The 23,344-nt window shown below is 61.6% G+C and carries 21 protein-coding genes; 7 read left to right on the top strand and 14 right to left on the bottom strand.

Features of this window, described 5'->3' with window-relative positions; genetic code table 11:
• Nucleotides 1–67: 67 nt before the first annotated feature.
• The 10 genes from DCO48_RS15630 to DCO48_RS15675 all read right to left on the bottom strand — a co-directional run bounded on the left by DCO48_RS15630 (nt 68) and on the right by DCO48_RS15675 (nt 11,353).
• Nucleotides 68–700: a lysoplasmalogenase gene (locus DCO48_RS15630; protein ID WP_116551516.1), complete on the bottom strand. Its 633-nt coding sequence runs from the start codon at nt 698–700 to the stop codon at nt 68–70.
• A gap of 173 nt (nt 701–873) precedes the next feature.
• Nucleotides 874–2,199 (bottom strand): isocitrate lyase, encoded by a 1,326-nt coding sequence (gene aceA, locus DCO48_RS15635; RefSeq protein WP_116551517.1) that lies wholly within the window; start codon nt 2,197–2,199, stop codon nt 874–876.
• Between the two features lie 525 nt (nt 2,200–2,724).
• On the bottom strand, nt 2,725–3,489 hold the full coding sequence (locus tag DCO48_RS15640; protein ID WP_256584082.1) for a secretin N-terminal domain-containing protein: 765 nt from the start codon (nt 3,487–3,489) through the stop codon (nt 2,725–2,727).
• Nucleotides 3,490–3,608: 119 nt separating this feature from the next.
• Nucleotides 3,609–4,043 carry a GNAT family N-acetyltransferase gene (locus DCO48_RS15645; protein ID WP_116551519.1) on the bottom strand — a complete coding sequence of 145 codons (435 nt, stop codon included), beginning with the start codon at nt 4,041–4,043 and terminating at the stop codon, nt 3,609–3,611.
• The gene (locus DCO48_RS15650) at nt 4,036–5,202 is read right to left on the bottom strand and encodes a cupin domain-containing protein (protein WP_116551520.1); all 1,167 of its coding nucleotides are present in this window, start codon (nt 5,200–5,202) and stop codon (nt 4,036–4,038) included. Before DCO48_RS15650 ends, DCO48_RS15645 begins: the two co-directional genes overlap by 8 nt.
• 82 nt (nt 5,203–5,284) lie before the next feature.
• Nucleotides 5,285–6,655 carry an adenylosuccinate lyase gene (gene purB / locus DCO48_RS15655; RefSeq protein WP_116551521.1) on the bottom strand — a complete coding sequence of 457 codons (1,371 nt, stop codon included), beginning with the start codon at nt 6,653–6,655 and terminating at the stop codon, nt 5,285–5,287.
• Between the two features lie 93 nt (nt 6,656–6,748).
• Entirely contained in the window at nt 6,749–7,369 is a 621-nt protein-coding gene (gene hflD, locus DCO48_RS15660) for a high frequency lysogenization protein HflD (RefSeq protein WP_116551522.1), read from the bottom strand.
• Nucleotides 7,369–8,490 carry a tRNA 2-thiouridine(34) synthase MnmA gene (mnmA, locus tag DCO48_RS15665; protein ID WP_116551523.1) on the bottom strand — a complete coding sequence of 374 codons (1,122 nt, stop codon included), beginning with the start codon at nt 8,488–8,490 and terminating at the stop codon, nt 7,369–7,371. The genes hflD and mnmA overlap by 1 nt, the downstream gene beginning before the upstream one ends.
• 71 nt (nt 8,491–8,561) lie before the next feature.
• Nucleotides 8,562–9,002, bottom strand: a complete 441-nt coding sequence (locus DCO48_RS15670) for an NUDIX hydrolase (RefSeq protein WP_116551524.1) — start codon at nt 9,000–9,002, stop codon at nt 8,562–8,564.
• A gap of 125 nt (nt 9,003–9,127) precedes the next feature.
• Nucleotides 9,128–11,353 (bottom strand): NADP-dependent isocitrate dehydrogenase, encoded by a 2,226-nt coding sequence (locus tag DCO48_RS15675; protein WP_116551525.1) that lies wholly within the window; start codon nt 11,351–11,353, stop codon nt 9,128–9,130.
• Between the two features lie 416 nt (nt 11,354–11,769).
• On the opposite strand from DCO48_RS15675, the gene icd reads away from it, so the two are divergent.
• Nucleotides 11,770–13,026, top strand: coding sequence for an NADP-dependent isocitrate dehydrogenase (gene icd, locus DCO48_RS15680; RefSeq protein ID WP_116551549.1), 1,257 nt, complete (start codon nt 11,770–11,772; stop codon nt 13,024–13,026).
• A 58-nt stretch (nt 13,027–13,084) separates the two neighbouring features.
• Here the strand turns inward: icd and cspD are convergent, their stop codons facing one another.
• A complete protein-coding gene (gene cspD, locus DCO48_RS15685) occupies nt 13,085–13,348 on the bottom strand; it encodes a cold shock domain-containing protein CspD (RefSeq protein ID WP_116551550.1) in 264 nt (87 codons plus the stop codon).
• A 228-nt stretch (nt 13,349–13,576) separates the two neighbouring features.
• On the opposite strand from cspD, the gene clpS reads away from it, so the two are divergent.
• Together clpS and clpA are read left to right on the top strand one after the other, a co-directional pair.
• Nucleotides 13,577–13,939, top strand: a complete 363-nt coding sequence (gene clpS / locus DCO48_RS15690) for an ATP-dependent Clp protease adapter ClpS (protein WP_116551526.1) — start codon at nt 13,577–13,579, stop codon at nt 13,937–13,939.
• Between the two features lie 30 nt (nt 13,940–13,969).
• Nucleotides 13,970–16,243: an ATP-dependent Clp protease ATP-binding subunit ClpA gene (gene clpA, locus DCO48_RS15695; protein WP_116551527.1), complete on the top strand. Its 2,274-nt coding sequence runs from the start codon at nt 13,970–13,972 to the stop codon at nt 16,241–16,243.
• A gap of 143 nt (nt 16,244–16,386) precedes the next feature.
• Here clpA and infA read toward each other — a convergent pair whose 3' ends face one another.
• From infA to aat, 3 genes are all read right to left on the bottom strand, one after another.
• Nucleotides 16,387–16,605 carry a translation initiation factor IF-1 gene (infA, locus tag DCO48_RS15700; RefSeq protein ID WP_002553999.1) on the bottom strand — a complete coding sequence of 73 codons (219 nt, stop codon included), beginning with the start codon at nt 16,603–16,605 and terminating at the stop codon, nt 16,387–16,389.
• A 101-nt stretch (nt 16,606–16,706) separates the two neighbouring features.
• Nucleotides 16,707–17,414: an arginyltransferase gene (locus DCO48_RS15705; RefSeq protein WP_116551528.1), complete on the bottom strand. Its 708-nt coding sequence runs from the start codon at nt 17,412–17,414 to the stop codon at nt 16,707–16,709.
• 55 nt (nt 17,415–17,469) lie between these two features.
• A complete protein-coding gene (gene aat, locus DCO48_RS15710; RefSeq protein WP_116551551.1) occupies nt 17,470–18,165 on the bottom strand; it encodes a leucyl/phenylalanyl-tRNA--protein transferase in 696 nt (231 codons plus the stop codon).
• A gap of 364 nt (nt 18,166–18,529) precedes the next feature.
• Between aat and ftsK the strand changes: the two genes are divergently transcribed.
• The 4 genes from ftsK to crcB all read left to right on the top strand — a co-directional run bounded on the left by ftsK (nt 18,530) and on the right by crcB (nt 23,337).
• Nucleotides 18,530–20,935 (top strand): DNA translocase FtsK, encoded by a 2,406-nt coding sequence (ftsK, locus tag DCO48_RS15715; RefSeq protein ID WP_116551529.1) that lies wholly within the window; start codon nt 18,530–18,532, stop codon nt 20,933–20,935.
• A gap of 63 nt (nt 20,936–20,998) precedes the next feature.
• Entirely contained in the window at nt 20,999–21,622 is a 624-nt protein-coding gene (lolA, locus tag DCO48_RS15720) for an outer membrane lipoprotein chaperone LolA (RefSeq protein WP_116551530.1), read from the top strand.
• 18 nt (nt 21,623–21,640) lie between these two features.
• Complete coding sequence (locus DCO48_RS15725) at nt 21,641–22,966, top strand: replication-associated recombination protein A (protein ID WP_116551531.1); 1,326 nt, start codon at nt 21,641–21,643, stop codon at nt 22,964–22,966.
• Nucleotides 22,963–23,337, top strand: coding sequence for a fluoride efflux transporter CrcB (gene crcB, locus DCO48_RS15730; protein WP_116551532.1), 375 nt, complete (start codon nt 22,963–22,965; stop codon nt 23,335–23,337). The genes DCO48_RS15725 and crcB overlap by 4 nt, the downstream gene beginning before the upstream one ends.
• The last annotated feature ends 7 nt before the right edge of the window (nt 23,338–23,344 follow it).

The following is a 23,344-nucleotide window of genomic DNA, read 5'->3' on the forward strand; positions in this document are numbered from 1 at the left end:
GCATGGCCTTCCCCTGCAAGTTTCCGCACCCATCTTTCTAGCAGCTTTTGGCTGCCGAGTTAGCGCCCTAGGTCAATGCTTTGCGCGGCGTGCGCTGGTACACGGAGGCGGCGATACCCCACTGGCCAAGCCAGTAGCCAAGGATGATCAAGTACGGCGCGGCGGCGAACGGGCTGACGAAGCGGTCGATACCGATCAGGCTGTCGGAGCATACGAAGGCAATGGCGCCGAGCGCGGCCAGGCCGCCACAGGCCAGGGCCCGCCAGAGCATTGCCGTGATTGCGGCGGCATACGCCGCCACTGGCACCTGCAGCTCGCCAAGCCCGGCGCGCATCAGCAGGTTCAGCAGCAGGCCACCGCACAGCAGCGATAGCAGCAGCGCCCAGGGCGCCAGGCTACGGCTTTCGCCGAGGTAGCCGCGCAGGTAGGCCAGGTGGGCGCAAAGGAACGCGCCAAGACCGAACACAAACAGATCGCCTGGCCAGGCCAGCAGGATGTCACCCAGTACCGAGAAGGCCAGGCCGATGGCGATCCAGCGGCGGTACGGGGTATTGTCGGCGTCGCGTAGCCATGCCAGCAGGGCGAGCACCGGGAAGGGTTTGACCAGCAGGGCGAGCAGCGGTTGCTGGCTGGCCAATGCATATATATAGAGGGTGGCGGCACAGAGGGCGATGCAGAGCAGCGTGATAGGGCGGGTCATGACCGATCCTTGGTGTTTTTATGCAGCTAAGGATAGCCAGGTTTGTGCGGGCCGGGTGGGGGTATTCGTCGGCAGGGCCGGCGCTCGCGGGCAGCCGAAAAAAGCAAAACCCGGAGCCCCATCACAGGCCCCGGGTTTTGCGTGTTACCCGAATGTCAGCAACCGATCAGCGATCAGTGGAACTGCTCTTCTTCGGTGGAGCCGGTCAGTGCGGTTACCGAGGACTTGCCACCTTGAATTACGGTGGTCATGTCGTCGAAGTAGCCGGTGCCCACTTCCTGCTGGTGCGCAACGAAGGTGTAGCCTTTCGAAGCGTCAGCGAATTCCTGCTCCTGCAGTTTGACGTACGCAGTCATGTCGTTGCGAGCGTAGTCGTGCGCCAGGTTGAACATGCCGTGCCACATGTTGTGGATGCCTGCCAGGGTGATGAACTGGTGCTTGTAGCCCATGGCCGAGAGTTCGCGCTGGAACTTGGCGATGGTTGCGTCGTCCAGGTTTTTCTTCCAGTTGAACGAAGGCGAGCAGTTGTACGAGAGGATCTGGTCCGGGTATTCCTTCTTGATCGCTTCGGCGAAGCGACGGGCCTCGTCCAGGTCTGGCTTGGCGGTCTCGCACCAGATCAGGTCGGCGTATGGGGCGTAAGCCAGGCCGCGGGCGATGGCTTGATCCAGGCCGGCACGTACCTTGTAGAAGCCTTCCGGGGTGCGCTCGCCGATCACGAACGGCTGGTCGTACGGGTCGCAGTCGCTGGTCAGCAGGTCGGCGGCGTTGGCGTCGGTACGGGCCAGGATGATGGTCGGTACACCGGCAACGTCAGCCGCCAGGCGGGCAGCGCTCAGCTTTTGTACGGCTTCCTGGGTGGGTACCAGAACTTTGCCGCCCATGTGGCCGCATTTCTTGACCGATGCCAGCTGGTCTTCGAAGTGAACGCCGGCGGCGCCTGCTTCGATCATGTTCTTCATCAGCTCGTAGGCGTTCAGTACGCCGCCGAAACCGGCTTCGGCGTCAGCCACGATGGGGGCGAAGTAGTCGATGTAGCCGTCGTCGCCTGGGTTCTTGCCAGCTTTCCACTGGATCTGGTCGGCGCGACGGAACGAGTTGTTGATGCGCTTGACCACGGTTGGAACCGAGTCCACCGGGTACAGCGACTGGTCAGGGTACATCGACTCGGCCGAGTTGTTGTCGGCAGCCACTTGCCAGCCGGACAGGTAGATAGCCTGGATGCCGGCTTTAACCTGCTGGACTGCCTGGCCGCCGGTCAGGGCGCCCATGCAGTTGACGAAATCTTTCTCTGGGCGGAAGGAAGGGTGGGCACCTTTGGTCACCAGGTTCCACAGCTTCTCGGCACCCATGCGGGCCAGGGTGTGCTCTGGCTGCACCGAGCCACGAAGACGAACGACATCAGCGGCAGTGTAGGTACGGGTCACGCCTTTCCAGCGCGGGTTCTCGGCCCAGTCTTTTTCAAGGGCTGCAATTTGCTGTTCGCGTGTCAGTGCCATGGAATCAAACCTCGTCGCATAGGTCGGTAAAATATGTTCGCTCTGTCGGCTGCGCTGTGCATACAGGGGCAGCACCGATTGCTCGCTGATCAGAAGCTGGCGATCAGTCGTGTCTGGCGAAATGTGCGACGGTCGAACGATGGGGCTCGAGGCGGGGGAAGTCGGCGGGTCCTTGGCGTGACGTCTCGGGCAGGGTGGCTCGTGGTTGCCGAACTGCTTCGATCTGGCATTGCCGTGTACCGTTTGATGCGCTTCCGTCCCTCGGGACAACTTCGTTCCAGTCGCAATCTCGTCAAACCGCCTTGTGGGCTGTACAGACACGAGTCGGCTCAGGTGGGTGAGTTAGAGCGCGACTCGAAGGCCCTTGCCAGGGCCTCTGATTAGCGGGAGCGGGGCCATCATGCCTCTGCGATTTGAGGCCGTCAAATGTTTTGTAGTGCTTTTTTCACACCACTACATCTTTGGTCTAATACGACTCTTGGGTCAGTTTCGAGGCCTTTGGTCGAAGCCTTGATTTCCGTGGCTTTAGTCCAGGGCGTCGACTTTTACCCGCAATGTCATGTTTTCACCACGCTGGGTGCTGTAACTCAGTGCTGAAGCGCTTCTTTGTGACTGACTCTGCTGGTTGATACCGGCCAGGGTGATCCATTCGCCCAGGCGGCCAGTGACTTTTGTGTCGGTGCTTTGCACCTTCACTACATCGGGACGTTCCTGGCTCATGCGGTCATTGTTGGTGCTGATGCTTAAGTGAACGGTCTCGCCGGATACGCTGGCGGTCACATAGAAGCCCTGGGTGACGTTGCGGTATTCAGTCTGGCTTTGCAGGCGGCCGTAGCCGTCGCTTTGCGTGCTGCTGATGGGGATGCTCTGGCCAACCTGGATCAGCGCGGGAGTGCCTTCGCTGGCCTGGATCTGTTGCAGGCCGCCTTCGCGATTGGCGGTGCCGTAGCGGATCACGTGGGCGTTGCCGCGGCTGTCCTGGTAATTGCTGTCGTCGTTGTCGACACTGATCAGCAGGCGCCTGGGTGCTGTGTCGAGTTGTTGCAGCAGGGTGCGCAGCGCGTCGATGCGATTCGGTTCGGCGTTGACGATCAGCTTGTTTTCGAAGGCGCTGACGCTGCCATCCTTGCCGATAAACGATTGTGCAGTGGGGAGCAGCTCGGCGCTGGTGCGATGATTCAGTGGCAGGACTTCGGTGGCGGCCAGTGCGCCGAGGCTGAACGACAGAAGCAGGGAGGCGAGCAGGGGGCGTAGCGGCATGTCCATGATCTCCGCGGGTGGAGAAGACATGATGGCAAATTTGCTGGAGGTTGTCCGGCTCGTGTGGCACCTGACCCGAGCGTGTGGGGCTTGCCGGCGATGAGGTCGCTGTGGACTGTATCGCCGGCAACGGGGCTGCCGAGGCTGGGTCAGGCTGGTTGCTTGGAGTCGCGAACCATGTCGACGTGAGCAATGCCCGCTTCGAGGAACTCCTCGCTGACCACTTTGAAGCCCAGGCGCTCGTAGAACGCCGTGGCATGCACCTGTGCCGTCAGCATCTGCTGCTTCAGGTCGCGGTGCTGTGCTTCGTCGATGGCTGCTTGCATCAGTGCGTCACCCACTTTCAGCCCGCGCCAGTCCTTGAGTACCGATACCCGGCCAATCTGGCCATCCTGCAACAGGCGCGCAGTACCTACGGCAAAGTCGCCTTCGAAGGCCAGGAAGTGGATCGCATCGTTGTCGTCCGCATCCCACTCCAGCTCCGGTGGTACCGACTGTTCCAGGATGAACACTGCTTCGCGGATGCGGCGAATGTCCGCGTTGTCCTTCTGCCAGTCGGCGACGCGTACGTGGATCTTATTCATTGGCGAACCCCAGGCTTCCCTGCTTGATCAGCTCGCAGATCAGGGTCAGGCTCTGCTCGTCGTCCAGCCACTTGGCCAGGTTCTCGATGTGCAGGGCGTCGGCGGCGCAGATCAGCTTCAGCAGTTCGCGCAGATTGCCCGGCAGCAGGCGGCTCTGGCCGCTGGCGAACAACAGCAGGTTATCGTCGACTTCCGACCAGGCCAGGCGGGCGCTCGGGTTGCGGATCAATAGGGCGCCTTGTTCCAGCGCGTCGATCAGCTCTTCCTCGCTCAGTGCTTCGCCGCTCACCATTTCCGGGTAGCGCGGCTCGGTCATGAATTGGCCGAACCAGGTCAGCAGCAGGCGCTCGTCGCCCATGTGCTCGGCGAGCAGGCCCTTGAGGCGGCCGAGGGCGTCGTGCTGGATCTGGTGCGGGTCGCTCACCGGCTGCGCATCGGCATCGCTGTAGCGTTCTTCGTCAGGCAGGAACTGGCTGAGGAAGTCGGTGAAGTGGGTCAATACTTCGGCGGCACTGGGTGCCCGGAAGCCGACCGAGTAGGTCAGGCAGTCGTCTTCGGCAATGCCGTAATGGGCGATGCGTGGCGGCAGGTAGAGCATGTCGCCAGGCTCCAGGGTCCACTCCTCGGTCTGCTCGAAGTCGGCGAGGATGCGCAGGTCGGCATGATCGATCAGTGGGCTGTCGCTATCGCACAGTTGGCCGACTTTCCAGTTGCGCTTGCCCTGGCCTTGCAGCAGAAACACGTCGTAGTTGTCGAAGTGCGGGCCGACGCTGCCACCCGGGGCGGCGTAGCTGATCATTACGTCGTCGATGCGCCAGCTTGGCAGGAAGCGGAAGTGTTCCAGCAGTTCGGCAACTTCCGGTACGAACTGGTCGACAGCCTGCACCAGCAGGGTCCAGTCGCGCTCGGGCAGTTTGCTGAAGGCGTCCTCTTCGAACGGGCCGCGGCGCAGTTCCCATGGGCGCTCGCCATGTTCGAGCACCAGGCGCGATTCGACTTCTTCTTCCAGGGCCAGGCCGGCCAGTTCGTCGGCGTCGATCGGGCTTTCGAAATCGGTAAAGGCCTGGCGCACCAGCAGGGGTTTCTTCTGCCAGTAGTCGCGCAGGAATTCGCGTGCTGTCAGGCCGCCGAGGAGCTGCAGTGGAGTATCAGGATTCATGTGTAACCTATTGAAAAAAAGTAATTTTCTTTCAGCAATAAAAACGCCCGGCTCGGCCGGGCGTTAACACGCGGGGCGCAGCTCAGATGCGCTTGGCTTGTGCCGCCGCGTTGCCGATGTAGTTCGCCGGGGTGAGTTTTTTCAACTCGGCGCGTGCCTCGGCAGGCATGTCCAGACCATCGATGAAGGTCAACAGTGCTTCAGGGCTGATGCCTTTGCCGCGGGTCAGCTCCTTGAGCTTCTCGTACGGGTTTTCGATGTCGTAGCGACGCATGACGGTCTGGATTGGCTCGGCCAGGACTTCCCAGCAGGCATCCAGGTCTTCGGCGATGCGCGCGGTATTGATTTCCAGCTTGCCGATGCCCTTGAGGCTGGCTTCGTAGGCAATCACGCTGTGAGCGAAACCGACGCCCAGGTTGCGCAGCACGGTGGAGTCGGTCAGGTCGCGCTGCCAGCGCGAGATCGGCAGCTTGCTGGCCAGGTGCTGGAACAGCGCGTTGGCGATACCCAGGTTGCCTTCGGAGTTCTCGAAGTCGATCGGGTTGACCTTGTGCGGCATGGTCGAGGAGCCGATTTCGCCGGCAATCGTGCGCTGCTTGAAGTAGCCCAGGGAGATGTAGCCCCAGATATCGCGATCGAAGTCGATCAGGATGGTGTTGAAGCGGGCGATCGCGTCGAACAGCTCGGCGATGTAGTCGTGCGGTTCGATCTGGGTGGTGTACGGGTTGAACTCCAGGCCCAGCTCGTCTTCGATAAAGGCGCGGGCATTGGCTTCCCAATCGATCTGCGGGTAGGCCGACAGGTGGGCGTTGTAGTTGCCCACGGCACCGTTGATCTTGCCCAGCAGCGGCACGGCGGCTACCTGGGCGATCTGGCGCTCCAGACGGTAGACGACGTTGGCCAGCTCTTTGCCCAGGGTGGTCGGCGAAGCCGGCTGGCCGTGGGTGCGCGACAGCATCGGTACGTCGGCGAAGCGGTGGGCCAGTTCACGGATCGAGCCGGCGATCTGACGCATCAGCGGCAGCAGCACGCTGTCGCGGCCTTCACGCAGCATCAGCGCGTGGGACAGGTTGTTGATGTCCTCGCTGGTGCAGGCGAAGTGGATGAACTCGCTGACCTTGGCCAGTTCCGGCAGCTTGGCGGCCTGCTCCTTGAGCAGGTACTCGATGGCCTTGACGTCGTGGTTGGTGGTGCGCTCGATCTCTTTGACGCGCTCGGCGTGTTCGAGGGCGAAGTCGTCGGCCAGGCTGTTGAGCACGGCGTTGGCTTCGGCGGAGAACGCCGGGACTTCAGCGATCTGTGGGTGGGCGGCCAGGCGCTGGAGCCAGCGGACCTCGACCAGGGCGCGGAAACGGATCAGGCCGTATTCGCTGAAAATAGGGCGCAGGGCCTGGGTTTTGCCGGCGTAGCGGCCGTCAACAGGGGAAACCGCAGTGAGCGAGGAGAGCTGCATGGGGTGTTCTCGGACAGTCGGGCAACGAAAAGGGCGCATATCATACATGAAAAACGCGCCCGGGTCGGGGGTATTCGGTCGGCTGCAGCAGGGTCAGCCGCGCAACATTGGGTAAAGCTCTTTGAGCAGCTTGCGCCGGCTGATCACCAGTTGCCAGCGGTGCCCGCCGAGCTGTCGCCACAGGCGCGCGGCGCGGATGCCGGCCAGCAGCAGGGCGCGGATCTTCGAGGCATTGCTCGGCTGCTGCAGGTGGCGCATGTCGCCATGCACCTGGATGCGTTGGCGCAGGGTGCTCAGGGTGTCCTGGTAGAGGGAGCCACTGGACGCAATGACGTTCTCGTGCACCAGGCCGAAATGCTCGGCCTGGGACTGGATTTGAGGCAGGCGATTGCCAATGATCTCGAGCATGTCGCCACGCTTGGCCAGCTGGCGCTCAAGGCCGAGCATTGCCAGGGCATAGCGCAGCGGCTCGCGCTGCAGGCTGCCAGGGTCGCGTTCGAGTGCGCTGGCCAGCGCGCGGTAGCCGTCGCGCAGGTTGATATCGTCGCCACCGAACACCTCCAGGGTGTCCTTCGGGTCGCGCACCAGCAGGCTGCCCAGCATGCAGCCGAGGTTGGCTTCGCTGGCCTGGCCGGTGCGGGCAATGCGGTCAACCAGTACGGCGGCCTGGAAAACCCCGCCGAGGGCGATCAGTTGCTCCTGCATTGCATTCATCAACGGCTGCTCCAGGGTTCGGCGACTTCGATCACGCCACCACCCAGGCAGATTTCCCCGTCATAGAACACTACCGACTGACCCGGGGTCACGGCGCGTTGTGGCTCGTCGAACACTGCGCGGTAACCGCTTTCGGTATGCTCCAGCGTGCAGTGCTGGTCGCTCTGGCGATAGCGGACCTTGGCTGTCAGGCGGCGCGGGCTGCTCAGGTCGATCGGGTTGACCCAGAAAATTTCCGAGGCCAGCAGGGCGCGGGAGAACAGCCATGGGTGTTCGTTGCCCTGGCCGACTACCAGCACGTTGCGTCCGAGGTCTTTTTCCAGTACGTACCACGGCTCGTCGCTGGCGTCTTTCAGGCCGCCGATGCCCAGGCCCTGGCGCTGGCCGATGGTGTGGTACATCAGGCCGTGATGGCGGCCAATGACCTCGCCGTCGGTGGTCTGGATCTCGCCCGGCTGGGCCGGCAGATACTGCTTGAGGAAGTCGCTGAAGCGGCGCTCGCCAATGAAGCAGATGCCGGTGGAGTCTTTCTTCTTCGCCGTGGCCAGGCCATGTTTCTCGGCGATGGCGCGTACTTCGGGTTTCTCCAGTTCACCCACCGGGAACAGCGTGCGGGCGATCTGCTCGCCGCCCACGGCGTGCAGGAAGTAGCTTTGGTCCTTGTTCGGGTCCAGGCCCTTGAGCAGTTCGGTGCGTCCGTCGGTGTCGCGGCGGCGCACATAGTGGCCGGTGGCGATCAGGTCGGCGCCGAGCATCAGTGCGTAATCGAGGAACGCCTTGAACTTGATCTCGCGGTTGCAGAGGATGTCCGGGTTCGGCGTGCGGCCGGCCTTGTATTCTTCAAGGAAGTGTTCGAAGACGTTATCCCAGTATTCGGCGGCGAAGTTTGCGGTGTGCAGCTTGATACCGATGCGGTCGCATACGGCCTGGGCGTCGGCCAGGTCTTCGCGGGCGGTGCAGTATTCGGTGCCGTCGTCCTCTTCCCAGTTCTTCATGAACAGGCCTTCCACCTGGTAGCCCTGCTCCATCAGCAGGAGGGCGGAAACGGAAGAGTCCACGCCGCCGGACATGCCGACGATGACGCGCGTCTTTTCGGATTCGTAGAGAGCAGGTTCGGACATAGGTATGGGATGCGTATCTGGGAAAAAGACAACGATTCTATCAGGCTGCGCCGTTCAAGGCTAAAGCCGGCTCAATCGCGGATCAGCTCAAGGCTGTGCAAGGGCCCGGCGAGGTAGTCGTCAAGGCAGCGCGGCACCAGTTCGCTGCGCCAGTGGCTTGGGTCGGCGAGCAGTTCTTCGCGGCTCAGCCACACGGCGCGGACGATGTCGCTGTCGAGGGTGCGGAGGGGGTGGTGGCGCAGCGGGCGGGCGGCGAAGCAGATGCGCTGGTAGGTCACGCCGTTGCTGGGTGCGGTGTACAGGTAGATGCCGACGACACCGGTCAATTCTACCTCCCAGGCGGTTTCTTCGAGGGTTTCGCGCAGGGCGGCATCGCGCAGGCTTTCGTTGGCTTCGAGGTGCCCGGCGGGTTGGTTGAAGACGTGCTGGCCGGCTTTGAATTCCTCGACGAAGAGGAAGCGGCCCTGGTCTTCGACGATGGTGGCGACGGTGATATGAGGGTGCCAGATCATACGTTTGCCCTTGTGTCGGTGGGGTGTCTCATCGCGGGCTCGTCCCACGAGGTAGTCGTCGCAAAATCCAAAAAGCAAAAACCCCGGTGCGTGGCCGGGGCTCTTGTTGTTACTTCAAGCGAACCTTACAGGGCGGAAATCGCGCTGTTGAAGGTTTCGCTTGGGCGCATCACCTTGCGGGTCAGCTCGGCATCCGGGTAGTAGTAACCACCGATTTCTGCCGGCTTGCCCTGAACGGCGTTGAGTTCGGCAACGATGGTTGCCTCGTTCTCGGCCAGGACTTTCGCCAGGGGGGCGAAGCGCGCTTGCAGGGCGGCGTCGGCGGTTTGTGCCGCCAGTGCCTCGGCCCAGTACAGGGTCAGGTAGAAGTGGCTGCCACGGTTGTCGATGCTGCCGACCTTGCGGGCTGGCGACTTGTTGCTGTCGAGGAACTGGCCGGTGGCCTGGTCCAGGGTGCTGGCCAGAACCTTGGCTTTCGGGTTGGCGTAGGCGTTGCCCAAGTGTTCCAGGGAAGCGGCCAGGGCCAGGAATTCACCCAGCGAGTCCCAGCGCAGGAAGTTCTCTTCAACCAGTTGCTGGACGTGCTTCGGTGCCGAGCCGCCGGCGCCGGTTTCGAACAGACCGCCGTTGTTCATCAGCGGTACGATCGAGAGCATTTTGGCGCTGGTGCCCAGTTCCATGATCGGGAACAGGTCGGTCAGGTAGTCGCGCAGGACGTTGCCGGTCACCGAAATGGTGTCCTGGCCGGCGCGGATGCGCTGCAGCGAAACGGCCATGGCCTCGACCGGTGCCAGAACACGGATGTCCAGGCCGGCGGTGTCGTGGTCTTTCAGGTACTTCTGGACCTTCTCGATCAGCACGCCGTCGTGGGCGCGCTGTGGGTCGAGCCAGAAGATCGCTGGGGTGGCGCTGGCACGGGCACGGTTGACCGCCAGTTTGACCCAGTCCTGAATCGGTGCGTCCTTGGTCTGGCACATGCGGAAGATATCGCCCGCTTCCACGTCCTGTTGCAGCAGCAGGTTGCCTTTGCTGTCGAGGATGCGGATAACGCCGTCGGCCTTGGCCTGGAAGGTCTTGTCGTGCGAGCCGTACTCTTCGGCTTTCTGCGCCATCAGGCCAACGTTAGGCACGCTGCCCATGGTGGTTGGGTCGAAGGCGCCGTGTTTCTTGCAGTCTTCGATTACCGCCTGGTAGATGGTTGCGTAGCAGCGATCCGGGATCACTGCCTTGGTGTCTTGCAACTGGCCTTCGGCGTTCCACATCTTGCCCGAGTCGCGGATCATCGCCGGCATCGAGGCGTCGACGATGACGTCGCTTGGCACGTGCAGGTTGGTGATGCCCTTGTCCGAGTTGACCATTGCCAGCGCTGGGCGCACGGCGTAGACAGCCTGGATGTCGGCTTCGATTTCAGCTTGCTGTTCGGCTGGCAGCGCCTTGATGCGTGCGTACAGGTCGCCGATACCGTTGTTCAGGTTGAAACCGACCTGTTCCAGTACGGCGGCGTGCTTGGTCAGCGCGTCCTTGTAGTACTCGGCAACGATCTGGCCGAACATGATCGGGTCGGAGACCTTCATCATGGTGGCTTTCAGGTGAACCGACAGCAGTACGCCCTGGGCCTTGGCTTCTTCGATCTCGGCAGCGATGAAGCTGCGCAGCGCCTTGGTGCTCATCACGGCGCAGTCGATGATCTCGCCGGCCTTGACTGCGGTTTTCTCTTTCAGTACCGACGTGCTGCCGTCTTTGCCCAGCAGTTCGATACGCAGGGTGTCGTCGGCTTCGATCAGGGCGGCTTTTTCGCTGCCGTAGAAGTCGCCGTTGTTCATGTGGGCAATGTGCGACTTGGAGTCGGCAGCCCAGGCGCCCATCTTGTGTGGGTGCTTGCGCGCGTAATTCTTGACCGACAGCGGTGCGCGGCGGTCGGAGTTGCCTTCGCGCAGCACCGGGTTTACGGCGCTGCCCTTGATACGGTCGTAACGGGCTTTGGCTTCTTTGTCGGCGTCGCTGGCCGGCGCTTCCGGGTAGTCCGGGATGTTGAAGCCCTTGGCTTGCAGTTCCTTGATCGCGGCTTTCAGCTGCGGTACCGAGGCGCTGATGTTCGGCAGCTTGATGATGTTGGCTTCAGGCGTGGTCGCCAGTTGGCCCAGTTCTGCCAGATGGTCGGCCACTTGCTTGTCGGCGCCGAGCTGTTCGGGGAAGGCAGAGAGGATGCGGCCGGCGAGAGAGATGTCCCGGGTTTCAACGGCGATGTCGGCGGTTGCGGTGAAGGCTTCGACAACGGGCAGCAATGAATAGGTGGCGAGGGCAGGGGCTTCGTCGGTGAAGGTGTAGATGATCTTGGATCGGGTGGGCATATTCGGGTTAACTCTCTGTTTTGCTGAGCGTGCGCAGAATCTCGAGGTGCGCAGGGTAGGCGCTTCGCTCAGGCATATCTATGAGCAGAAGGTCGAGGGTTCTGTGCGGTGATGGTGGGTGCATCAGTCGAGTGTCAAACGGCTGAACTGCGGTAACAGCCCAGTCTTGTCGGGGTCCGAGGTCTCATTCCAGACGGGTCGCCCCTGGTGACCCTTTGGTCACCGGCCCGGAGTATATCAAACCCTTGCTCGGAGTCATCAAGGCGAAGAGGCCGGATGGCCACTTATAGACGAAAGAAGTAGAGGTTTTTCGCCAATTGTTACGGTTCACCGGGTGAGGTTTCCGTTATCCGCCAACTGGGTTAGGCTCTGCTGATTGCATGATGACCAATCAAACCAAAAAAGCGGAGTGCAGCATGGGATACCAGAAAATCAAGGTTCCGGCAGTCGGCGACAAAATCACCGTCAATGCAGACCATTCTCTCAATGTTCCAGACAATCCGATTATCCCGTTCATCGAAGGCGACGGCATTGGCGTCGATGTCAGCCCGGTGATGATCCGGGTGGTCGATGCTGCGGTCGAGAAGGCCTATGGTGGCAAGCGCAAGATCGCCTGGATGGAAGTCTACGCCGGCGAGAAAGCCACCCAGGTCTATGACCAGGACACCTGGCTGCCCCAGGAGACCCTCGATGCAGTGAGGGAGTACGTGGTTTCGATCAAGGGCCCGCTGACCACCCCGGTCGGTGGCGGTATCCGTTCGCTGAACGTGGCCCTGCGTCAGCAGCTCGACCTTTACGTATGCCTGCGCCCGGTGGTGTGGTTCCAGGGGGTGCCAAGCCCGGTGAAGAAGCCAGGCGACGTCGACATGGTGATCTTCCGCGAGAACTCCGAAGACATCTATGCCGGTATCGAGTGGAAGGCTGGCTCGCCCGAGGCCATCAAGGTCATCAAGTTCCTCAAGGAAGAAATGGGCGTTACCAAGATCCGTTTTGACCAGGACTGCGGTATCGGCATCAAGCCGGTGTCGAAGGAAGGCACCCAGCGCTTGGTGCGCAAAGCCCTGCAGTACGTTGTGGATAACGACCGCGAGTCGCTGACCATCGTGCACAAAGGCAACATCATGAAATTCACCGAAGGTGCCTTCAAGGACTGGGGCTACGAAGTCGCCAAGAACGAATTCGGCGCCGAGCTGCTCGATGGCGGCCCATGGATGAAGTTCAAGAACCCGAAAACCGGCCGCGAGGTGATCGTCAAGGACGCCATTGCCGACGCCATGCTGCAGCAGATCCTGCTGCGTCCGGCCGAGTACGATGTGATCGCTACCCTCAACCTCAATGGCGACTACCTGTCCGACGCGCTGGCGGCGGAGGTGGGTGGCATCGGTATCGCGCCGGGTGCCAACCTGTCCGATACCGTGGCCATGTTCGAAGCCACCCATGGCACCGCGCCGAAATACGCCGGCAAGGACCAGGTCAACCCAGGTTCGGTGATTCTCTCGGCAGAGATGATGCTGCGTCATCTGGGCTGGACCGAGGCGGCCGACCTGATCATCAAGGGCACCAACGGTGCCATTGCAGCGAAAACCGTGACCTACGACTTCGAACGTCTGATGGAAGGCGCCACTCTGGTGTCGTCGTCCGGCTTCGGCGAGGCGCTGATCAAGCACATGTAAGGCAGCACAAAAACCGGCCAGTCCTCACGAGCTGGCCGGTTTTTTTATGCTGATTCGATCAGGCGTTGATGGGTTCTGTAGACGGAGCGGTGTCGGCAGTTCTGCTTGCGGCTGCTTCTGGCGACCCCATAATGTCGACAGCATGCAGTCCTTTCGGGCCCTGGGTGATGTTGAAGGTAACGGTCTGGCCCGCTTTAAGCGTTTTATAGCCATCCATTTTTATCGCCGAATAGTGCGCGAACAGATCTTCTGTCTTGCCTTCTTCATTGATGAAGCCATAGCCCTTGGCGTTGTTGAACCACTTGACTTTACCGCTTGCCATCCTCATATCCCTCTGCAAAGGACTCCATCACTGGAGTATCATCCACTCCATCCGCATTGAACCTGCGAAAATTCTGGTTGACTGCGCGGATCTTTATCGACCACGGTGGGTTCTTATTGGTTGTAACACCGTTTTGCCGATAGTCAAGGTCAGGCGACGGCACGCTTCGTGCGCCGGCCAAGCGGTCAACCCACAACCTTAACTTGCCGAAATGATGAAATTCTTTCCATGCATGCACATAGCCAGATTCGACTAACATTCAATCAGGATCGCCCGCAATCGCATGAGGACGATGATTCCGGCCTGGCGGTACAGGAAGCCAAGCCGACGCTGCAGGCGCCACCGATGTACAAGGTGGTTTTGTTCAACGATGACTACACACCGATGGATTTCGTCGTCGAAGTGCTCGAGGTGTTTTTTAACCTTAATCGCGAGCTGGCGACCAAGGTCATGCTGGCCGTCCACACAGAAGGACGGGCAGTGTGCGGATTGTTTACCCGCGACATCGCCGAGACCAAGGCCATGCAGGTCAACCAATACGCAAGGGAAAGCCAGCATCCGCTACTCTGTGAAATCGAGAAGGACGGTTAATCGCCGACCACTTGGGTATGAGGTGAAGCTATGTTAAACCGCGAGCTCGAAGTCACCCTCAATCTGGCCTTCAAGGAGGCCCGTTCGAAGCGTCATGAGTTCATGACCGTCGAACACCTTCTGCTGGCGCTATTGGATAATGAGGCCGCCGCCACCGTTTTGCGTGCCTGCGGCGCAAACCTCGACAAGCTCAAACACGACCTGCAGGAGTTTATCGACTCCACCACGCCGTTGATCCCCGTACATGACGAGGATCGCGAGACCCAGCCAACCCTGGGCTTTCAGCGGGTACTGCAGCGGGCCGTCTTCCATGTCCAGAGCTCGGGCAAACGTGAAGTCACCGGCGCCAATGTGCTGGTCGCGATTTTCAGCGAACAGGAAAGTCAGGCAGTGTTTCTGCTCAAACAGCAGAGCGTTGCCCGGATCGACGTGGTCAACTACATCGCCCATGGCATCTCCAAGGTGCCGGGTCATGGTGAGCACAACAGCGATGGTGAGCAGGACATGCAGGACGAAGAGGGTGGTGAAACGTCCTCCTCGGGCAATCCGCTGGACGCCTATGCAGCCAATCTGAATGAACTGGCGCGCCAAGGCCGTATCGACCCCCTGGTTGGCCGGGAGAGCGAAGTCGAGCGTGTGGCACAGATTCTGGCGCGGCGCCGCAAGAACAACCCGCTGCTGGTCGGTGAGGCCGGCGTCGGTAAAACCGCTATTGCCGAGGGCCTGGCCAAGCGCATCGTTGACGGCCAGGTGCCCGATCTGCTTGCGCAAAGCGTGGTGTATTCGCTCGACCTGGGCGCGTTGCTTGCCGGTACCAAGTACCGCGGCGATTTCGAGAAGCGCTTCAAGGCGCTACTCAACGAGCTGCGTAAACGGCCGCAGGCGATTCTGTTCATCGACGAGATCCACACCATCATTGGTGCCGGCGCGGCGTCGGGTGGGGTAATGGATGCTTCCAACCTGCTCAAGCCGCTGCTGTCTTCGGGGGATATTCGTTGCATCGGTTCGACCACCTTCCAGGAATTCCGCGGCATCTTCGAGAAAGACCGTGCCCTGGCGCGGCGCTTCCAGAAGGTCGATGTCAGCGAGCCATCGGTGGAAGACACCGTCGGTATCCTGCGCGGGCTCAAGGGTCGCTTCGAGTCGCACCACAGCATCGAGTACAGCGACGAGGCGCTGCGCGCTGCTGCCGAGCTGGCGGCACGCTACATCAATGATCGGCACATGCCGGACAAGGCTATCGATGTGATCGACGAGGCGGGTGCCTACCAGCGCCTGCAGCCGGTCGAGATGCGCGTCAAGCGCATCGACGTACCGCAAGTCGAGGACATCGTCGCCAAGATTGCGCGGATTCCACCGAAACACGTCACCAGTTCCGACAAGGAGCTGTTGCGTAACCTGGAGCGCGACCTGAAGCTGACCGTATTCGGTCAGGATGCGGCCATCGATTCGCTGGCGACCGCCATCAAGCTGTCGCGGGCCGGCCTCAAGGCGCCGGACAAGCCGGTGGGCTCGTTCCTGTTCTCCGGTCCGACCGGGGTCGGTAAAACCGAGGCCGCGCGGCAGCTGGCCAAGGCGCTGGGGGTGGAGCTGGTGCGCTTCGACATGTCCGAGTACATGGAGCGGCACACGGTTTCGCGGCTGATCGGTGCGCCTCCGGGGTATGTCGGGTTCGACCAGGGTGGTTTGCTGACCGAAGCCATTACCAAGCAGCCGCATTGTGTGCTGCTGCTCGACGAAATCGAGAAGGCCCACCCGGAAGTCTTCAACCTGCTGCTGCAGGTAATGGACCACGGTACGTTGACCGACAACAATGGGCGCAAGGCGGACTTCCGCAACGTCATCGTGATCATGACCACCAACGCCGGCGCCGAGACGGCTGCGCGGGCCTCGATTGGCTTCACGCACCAGGATCACTCGTCCGACGCGATGGAAGTGATCAAGAAGAGCTTCACGCCGGAGTTCCGCAACCGTCTGGACACCATCATCCAGTTTGGTCGCCTCAGTCACGAGACGATCAAGAGCGTGGTGGACAAGTTCCTCACCGAGCTGCAGGCGCAACTGGAAGACAAGCGCGTTCTGCTAGAGGTGTCGGATGCGGCGCGTAGCTGGCTGGCTGCCGGTGGCTACGATGCCCAGATGGGCGCGCGGCCAATGGCGCGGCTGATCCAGGACAAGATCAAGCGGCCTTTGGCTGAAGAGATCCTGTTTGGCGAGCTGGCCGAGCATGGCGGTGTGGTGCACATCGACATTCGCGATGACGAGCTGGTCTTCGATTTCGAGACCACGGCAGAAATGGCCTGACGCCGAGTGCCTGTGGGGACCGGTCTTGCCGGCGATGCGGCCAAATGGGCGCTATCGTCGGCAAGGCCGGCTCACACTAGGCGGCGTTATCAGGCGCACACAAAAACGCCCGGCATATAGCCGGGCGTTTTTGTGTGTATCGATCAACGAGCGCGGTAGGTGATGCGCCCTTTGCTCAGGTCATATGGCGTCAGTTCGACGCGGACCTTGTCACCGGTCAGAATACGGATGTAATTCTTGCGCATCTTGCCGGAGATATGCGCGGTAACGACGTGCCCGTTTTCCAACTCCACGCGGAACATGGTGTTGGGCAGGGTGTCGACGACAGTGCCTTCCATTTCGAAGCTGTCTTCTTTCGACATGCAGTAAAGCCCTCGGTATCCAGTTATTGGCCCGGTGCAACTGCGCCAGGCTAAAAAGTGGCGTGCATTGTGCCTGAAAAATGGGGGGCAAGCCAAGATTTTCAGTTCAGGGTCACCCAGCGCTGATTGATCAGCAGCTCGATGGGTCGGTACTGGGTCTTGTAGTTCATCTTTTTGCAGTTCTTGATCCAGTACCCGAGATAGACTGCGTCGAGGCCCAGGCGCAGGGTTTCGCCGATCTGCCAGAGGATTGCATAGCGCCCGAGGCTGCGCCGTTCCTCCCCTGGTTCGTAGAAGGTATACACCGCCGAAATGCCGTTGGGCAGCAGGTCGGTCACGGCCACCGCGAGCAGCTTGCCGTCCAGGCGGAACTCGTAGAAGCGCGAGAACGGCAGGTCGCGAACCAGGAAAGTGGAAAACTGGTCGCGGCTGGGCGGGAACATGTCGCCGTCGGAATGGCGCTGCTCGATGTAGCGCCGGTACAGCTCGAAATATTCTTCGCTGAAGCTGGGGCGGGCGGATGTCACGCTGAGGTCGGCATTGCGCTTGACGATGCGCTTCTGCTGGCGATTGGGGGTGAAGCGTACGGCGGGGATGCGTGCTGGTACGCAGGCATTGCAGTTCTGGCAATGCGGCCGGTAAAGGTGGTCGCCGCTGCGGCGAAAGCCCATTTCCGAGAGGTCTGCGTAGACGTCGACGTCCATCGGCTGGCTCGGATCGAGAAACAGCGTGGTCGCTTGCTCGCCAGGCAGGTAGCTGCAGGTATGGGGTTGAGTGGCATAAAACTTCAACCGCGCCAGCTCTGTCATGATCAACCCCTCGGACGTACTTTTTTACAAGTGTAAGCCAGCTGTGAAAACTCGCCTAGCAAACGCCTTGCTGGCACATCCAGGTGGCGCTGTTGGGCTGGTCGAGGTAGCGCTGCAGGTAATCGGCGAAGCTGGCCCGGGCAATTGCTCGGGCGCCCAGACTGTGCAGATGGTCGGTGGGCATCTGACAGTCGATCAGCACGAAACCGGCGGCCTTGAGGTGCTCCACCAGGTGCACGAAGCCGACCTTGGAGGCATTGTCGGCCCGGCTGAACATCGACTCGCCAAAGAACAGCCGGCCCATGGCCAGGCCGTACAGGCCGCCGACCAGCTCGCCGTTGTCGCGCACCTCGACGCTGTGAGCGAAGCCCTGCTGGAACAGCTTGAGGTAGGCCGCCTGCATGCTGTCGGTGATCCAGGTGCCGTCGGCGTAGGCGCGCGGGGCGGCACAGTTGGCGATGACGGCGGTGAAGTCCTGGTCGAAGCTGACTTGGAAGCGCCCCTGGCGCAGGGTTTTGCGCAGCGAGCGCGATACGTGCAGCTCGTCGGGGAACAGCACCGTGCGCGGGTCGGGCGACCACCAGAGAATCGGCTGGCCATCCTGGAACCACGGGAAGCAGCCATGCCGGTAGGCCTGTACCAGGCGTTCGGCACTTAGGTCGCCACCGGCGGCGAGCAGGCCGTTGGGGTCGTGCAGGGCCTTGTCCAGAGGCGGGAAGTCCAGCGAGGTGCGGCTTAGCCAGGTCAGCATTGTCGTCAGGTACTGAAAACGGAAGAGGGGAGGGCGCCCAGCATCGCGCGCCAGGGCGCGGCGGTCAATCGCGCGAAACATCCGGGAACAGCCGGTGCCTACATGAGAGACCGTGTCGCAGCGGAGCTGGGCAACTTGCCAGCGGCTTTGTTGTCACAGCTGCACAAAAACACCGCATAAGCCTTTGTCACAAAAGAAAATGCGTGCTCAAATTGCCGTATAGGAAATTGGCCCCCGTTTACGCCCCGTTCCGGCGTGCCGCCATGGCGGTAGGCGGGCAGTAATGTTAAAAGTAGTGGTTTGTTGACCGTTCACCCTGGTCAACCACTGTTGGACGCGCTGAAAGCGCAGGAATCGACCTGTTTTGAAGAAATCCACCGCAACTCCCAATCCCGAGCCTCTCTGGCGCCAGCAGCTGCATTACCGGCTCAAGGAAGGTGCGCTGATCGCCATGGGCGCGTTGTGCCTGTACCTGTGGATGGCCCTGCTCACGTACGATCAGGCCGACCCGGGGTTCAGTCACACCAGCAACGTCGAGCAGGTGCAGAACGCCGCCGGCCGCGCCGGAGCCTTCTTCGCCGACATCATGTTCATGGTGCTGGGCTATTTCGCCTACATCTTCCCGTTGCTGCTGGCGATCAAGACCTGGCAGATCTTCCGTGAGCGCCATCAGCCGTGGCAGTGGAGCGGCTGGCTGTTCTCCTGGCGACTGATCGGCCTGGTGTTCCTGGTGCTTTCCGGTGCCGCGCTGGCACACATCCACTTCCATTCCGCGCCCAGCCTGCCAGCTTCCGCCGGTGGCGCGCTGGGCGAAAGCCTGGGCGATCTGGCCAAGAACGCGCTGAACGTGCAGGGCAGCACCCTGATGTTCATTGCGCTGTTCCTTTTCGGCCTCACTGTGTTTACCGACCTGTCGTGGTTCAAGGTGATGGACATCACCGGCAAGATCACCCTCGATCTGTTCGAGCTGTTCCAGGGGGCCGCCAATCGCTGGTGGGTCGCGCGCAACGAGCGCAAGCGCCTGGTGGCACAGCTGCGCGAGGTCGACGATCAGGTGCATGAGGTGGTCGCCCCGGTGGTGGCCGACAAGCGCGAGCAGATCAAGGCCAAGGAACGCATCATCGAACGCGACCAAGCCCTGAGCAAGCACGTTGCCGAGCGCGAGCAGCAAGCGCCGCCGGTCATCATGCCGGCGCCGGTCAAAGCGCCGGAACCGAGCAAGCGTGTGCAGAAAGAGAAGCAGGCGCCGCTGTTCGTCGACAGCGCGGTCGAAGGCACGCTGCCGCCGATCTCGATCCTCGATCCGGCGGAAAAGAAACAGGTCAACTATTCGCCGGAGTCCCTGGCGGGTGTCGGCCACCTGCTGGAGATCAAGCTCAAGGAGTTCGGCGTCGAGGTTTCGGTCGACTCGATTCATCCCGGTCCGGTGATTACCCGTTACGAGATCCAGCCCGCCGCGGGCGTCAAGGTCAGCCGTATCGCCAACCTGGCCAAGGACCTGGCGCGCTCGCTGGCTGTGACCAGCGTGCGGGTGGTGGAAGTGATCCCCGGCAAAACCACCGTGGGTATCGAGATCCCCAATGAAGACCGGCAGATCGTGCGCTTTTCCGAAGTGCTGTCCTCACCGCAATACGATGAGGCCAAGTCGCCGGTCACCATGGCCCTGGGTCATGATATTGGCGGTAAGCCGGTGATCACCGACCTGGCGAAGATGCCGCACCTGCTGGTAGCCGGTACCACCGGTTCCGGTAAGTCGGTGGGGGTCAACGCAATGATCCTGTCGATCCTGTTCAAGTCGGGCCCGGAAGACGCCAAGCTGATCATGATCGACCCGAAAATGCTCGAATTGTCGATCTACGAAGGCATTCCGCACCTGCTGTGCCCGGTGGTCACCGACATGAAGGATGCCGCCAACGCCCTGCGCTGGAGCGTTGCCGAAATGGAGCGGCGCTACAAGCTGATGGCGGCCATGGGCGTGCGTAACCTGGCTGGCTTCAACCGCAAGGTGAAGGACGCCGAAGAAGCCGGCGAGCCGATCTACGACCCAATGTTCCGCCGCGAAAGCATGGACGACGTGCCGCCGCTGCTGAAAACCCTGCCGACCATCGTGGTGGTGGTCGACGAATTCGCCGACATGATGATGATCGTCGGCAAGAAGGTCGAAGAACTGATCGCCCGTATCGCCCAGAAAGCGCGGGCGGCCGGTATCCACCTGATCCTTGCGACCCAGCGCCCATCGGTGGATGTGATCACCGGTCTGATCAAGGCCAACATTCCGACCCGCATGGCGTTCCAGGTGTCGAGCAAGATCGACTCGCGGACCATCATCGACCAGGGCGGTGCCGAGCAGTTGCTCGGTCACGGCGACATGCTCTACATGCCGCCTGGCACCAGCTTGCCGATTCGGGTGCACGGCGCGTTTGTCTCCGACGACGAAGTGCACCGTGTGGTCGAGGCCTGGAAGCAGCGCGGCGCACCGGATTACAACGACGACATCCTCAGCGGTGTCGAAGAGGCCGGTAGCGGCTTCGACGGTGGTAGCGGCGGCGGTGACGGCGACGATGCCGAAACCGACGCACTCTACGACGAAGCCGTGCAGTTCGTGCTGGAAAGCCGTCGCGCATCCATCTCTGCGGTACAGCGCAAGCTGAAGATCGGTTACAACCGCGCCGCGCGGATGATCGAGGCGATGGAAATGGCCGGTGTGGTCACCGCCATGAACACCAACGGTTCGCGTGAAGTGCTTGCCCCAGGGCCGTCCCGCGACTGATATTCGAGACTGCCGGCGGCCCTTGCAGGCACCGGCACCATTCACTATGCAACGAGGATTTCCATGCGCCTGATCCGCATGATGTTGGTTTCCGCTATGGCCCTGTCCTCTGCGTCGGCATTCGCCGGCGACGCCGACGTGGCGCGTCTGACCCAGTTGCTGGAGAAGTCGAAGACGATTTCCGCGACCTTTTCCCAGTTGACCCTGGATGGCAGCGGCACCCAGTTGCAGGAAACTGCCGGGCAGATGGCGGTGCAGCGTCCAGGCCTGTTCTACTGGCATACCGACGCACCGCAGGAGCAGGTGGTGGTGTCCGACGGCGCCAAGGTCACCCTGTGGGACCCGGACCTGGAACAGGCGACCATCAAGAAGCTTGACCAGCGTCTGACCCAGACCCCGGCCTTGCTGCTGTCCGGCGACGTGTCGAAAATCAGCCAGAGCTTCGACATCAGTTCCAAGGAGCAGGGCGATGTGATGGATTTCGTGCTCAAGCCGAAAACCAAGGACACCCTGTTCGACTCGCTGCGCCTGTCGTTCCGCAAGGGCCTGATCAATGACATGCAACTGATCGACAGCGTCGGCCAGCGCACCAACATCCTCTTCACTGGGGTGAAGGCCAACGAAGTGATCCCGGCCAGCAAGTTCAAGTTCGACGTGCCCAAGGGCGCGGACGTGATTCAAGAGTAAGAGGTCGTACCGCCGTCCATGGACCTGTTTCGCAGTGACCCCGTTGCCCAGCCCCTGGCCGCGCGCTTGCGCCCGGCCAACCTGGACGAATACGTCGGCCAGGAGCACCTGCTGGCGCGTGGCAAGCCGCTGCGCGAGGCGCTGGAGCAGGGTGCCCTGCACTCGATGATCTTCTGGGGCCCACCCGGGGTGGGCAAGACCACCCTGGCGCGGCTGCTGGCGCAGTTCTGCGAAGCGCATTTCGAAACCGTGTCGGCGGTGCTGGCCGGGGTCAAGGAGATCCGCCAGGCGGTAGAAATCGCCCGGCAACAAGCGGCGCAGTTCGGCCGGCGGACTATCCTGTTTGTCGACGAAGTGCATCGCTTCAACAAGTCCCAGCAGGATGCCTTCCTGCCGTATGTGGAAGACGGCACGCTGATCTTCATCGGCGCGACCACCGAAAACCCCTCGTTTGAACTGAACAATGCATTGCTGTCGCGGGCTCGGGTATACGTGCTCAAGAGTCTCGACGAAGCGGCCCTGCATCGCCTGGTGCAGCGCGCGCTCAGCGAAGAGCGTGGCCTTGGCAAGCGCCGGCTGACGCTCCACGACGAAGCCTTCAAGATGCTCCTGGCCGCTGCCGATGGCGATGGCCGCCGCCTGCTCAACTTGCTGGAGAACGCCTCGGACCTGGCCGAAGACGGCAGCGAGATCGGCGTCGACCTGCTGCAAAGCCTGCTCGGCGACACCCGGCGGCGTTTCGACAAGGGCGGTGAAGCCTTCTATGACCAGATTTCCGCCTTGCACAAGTCAGTGCGCGGCTCCAATCCCGACGGCGCGCTGTACTGGTTCGCGCGCATGCTCGACGGTGGCTGCGACCCGCTGTACATCGCCCGCCGGGTGGTGCGCATGGCCAGCGAAGACATCGGCAACGCCGACCCCCGCGCCCTGAGCCTGTGCCTGGCGGCCTGGGATGTGCAGGAGCGCCTTGGCAGCCCCGAAGGCGAGCTGGCGGTGGCGCAGGCCATCACCTACCTGGCTTGCGCGCCCAAAAGCAACGCCGTGTACATGGGCTTCAAAACCGCCCTGCGCGAAGCCGCTGAGCATGGCTCGCTGGAAGTTCCGCTGCACCTGCGCAATGCACCGACCAAGCTGATGAAGCAGTTGGGTTATGGCGATGAATACCGCTACGCCCACGATGAGCCGGATGCCTACGCCGCAGGCGAGGACTATTTCCCGGACAATCTCGAGCCGCGCCACTACTACCAGCCGGTCCCGCGTGGGCTGGAGCTGAAGATCGGCGAGAAGCTCAAGCACCTTGCCGAACTTGATCGCAAGAGCCCGCGACAAAGGAGAAAACCGTGATTGCACTGGTGGTGGCCGTGTCCGCTGGTGGGATTGCCGGGACCCTGTTGCGTTTTGCCACGACCCATTGGGTCAGTGTGCACTGGCCACGGCACTTCTATCTGGGTACGCTGGCGGTCAACTTGATCGGCTGTCTGTTGATCGGTCTGCTGTACGGGCTATTCCTGCATCGCCCCTGGGTGCCGGTTGAGTTGCGTGCCGGGCTGATCGTCGGCTTTCTCGGCGGTCTGACCACATTTTCATCCTTTTCCCTGGATACCCTGCGTCTGCTCGAAGGCGGGCAGGCGCCGCTGGCTTTCGGCTATGCCGCAATCAGCGTATTCGGCGGGCTGCTCGCGACCTGGGCTGGCCTGTCTTTGACCAAATTCTGAACCAACG

This window comes from Pseudomonas sp. SDI (genome assembly GCF_003105155.1).
In the GTDB taxonomy this organism is placed as follows: Bacteria; Pseudomonadota; Gammaproteobacteria; order Pseudomonadales; family Pseudomonadaceae; genus Aquipseudomonas.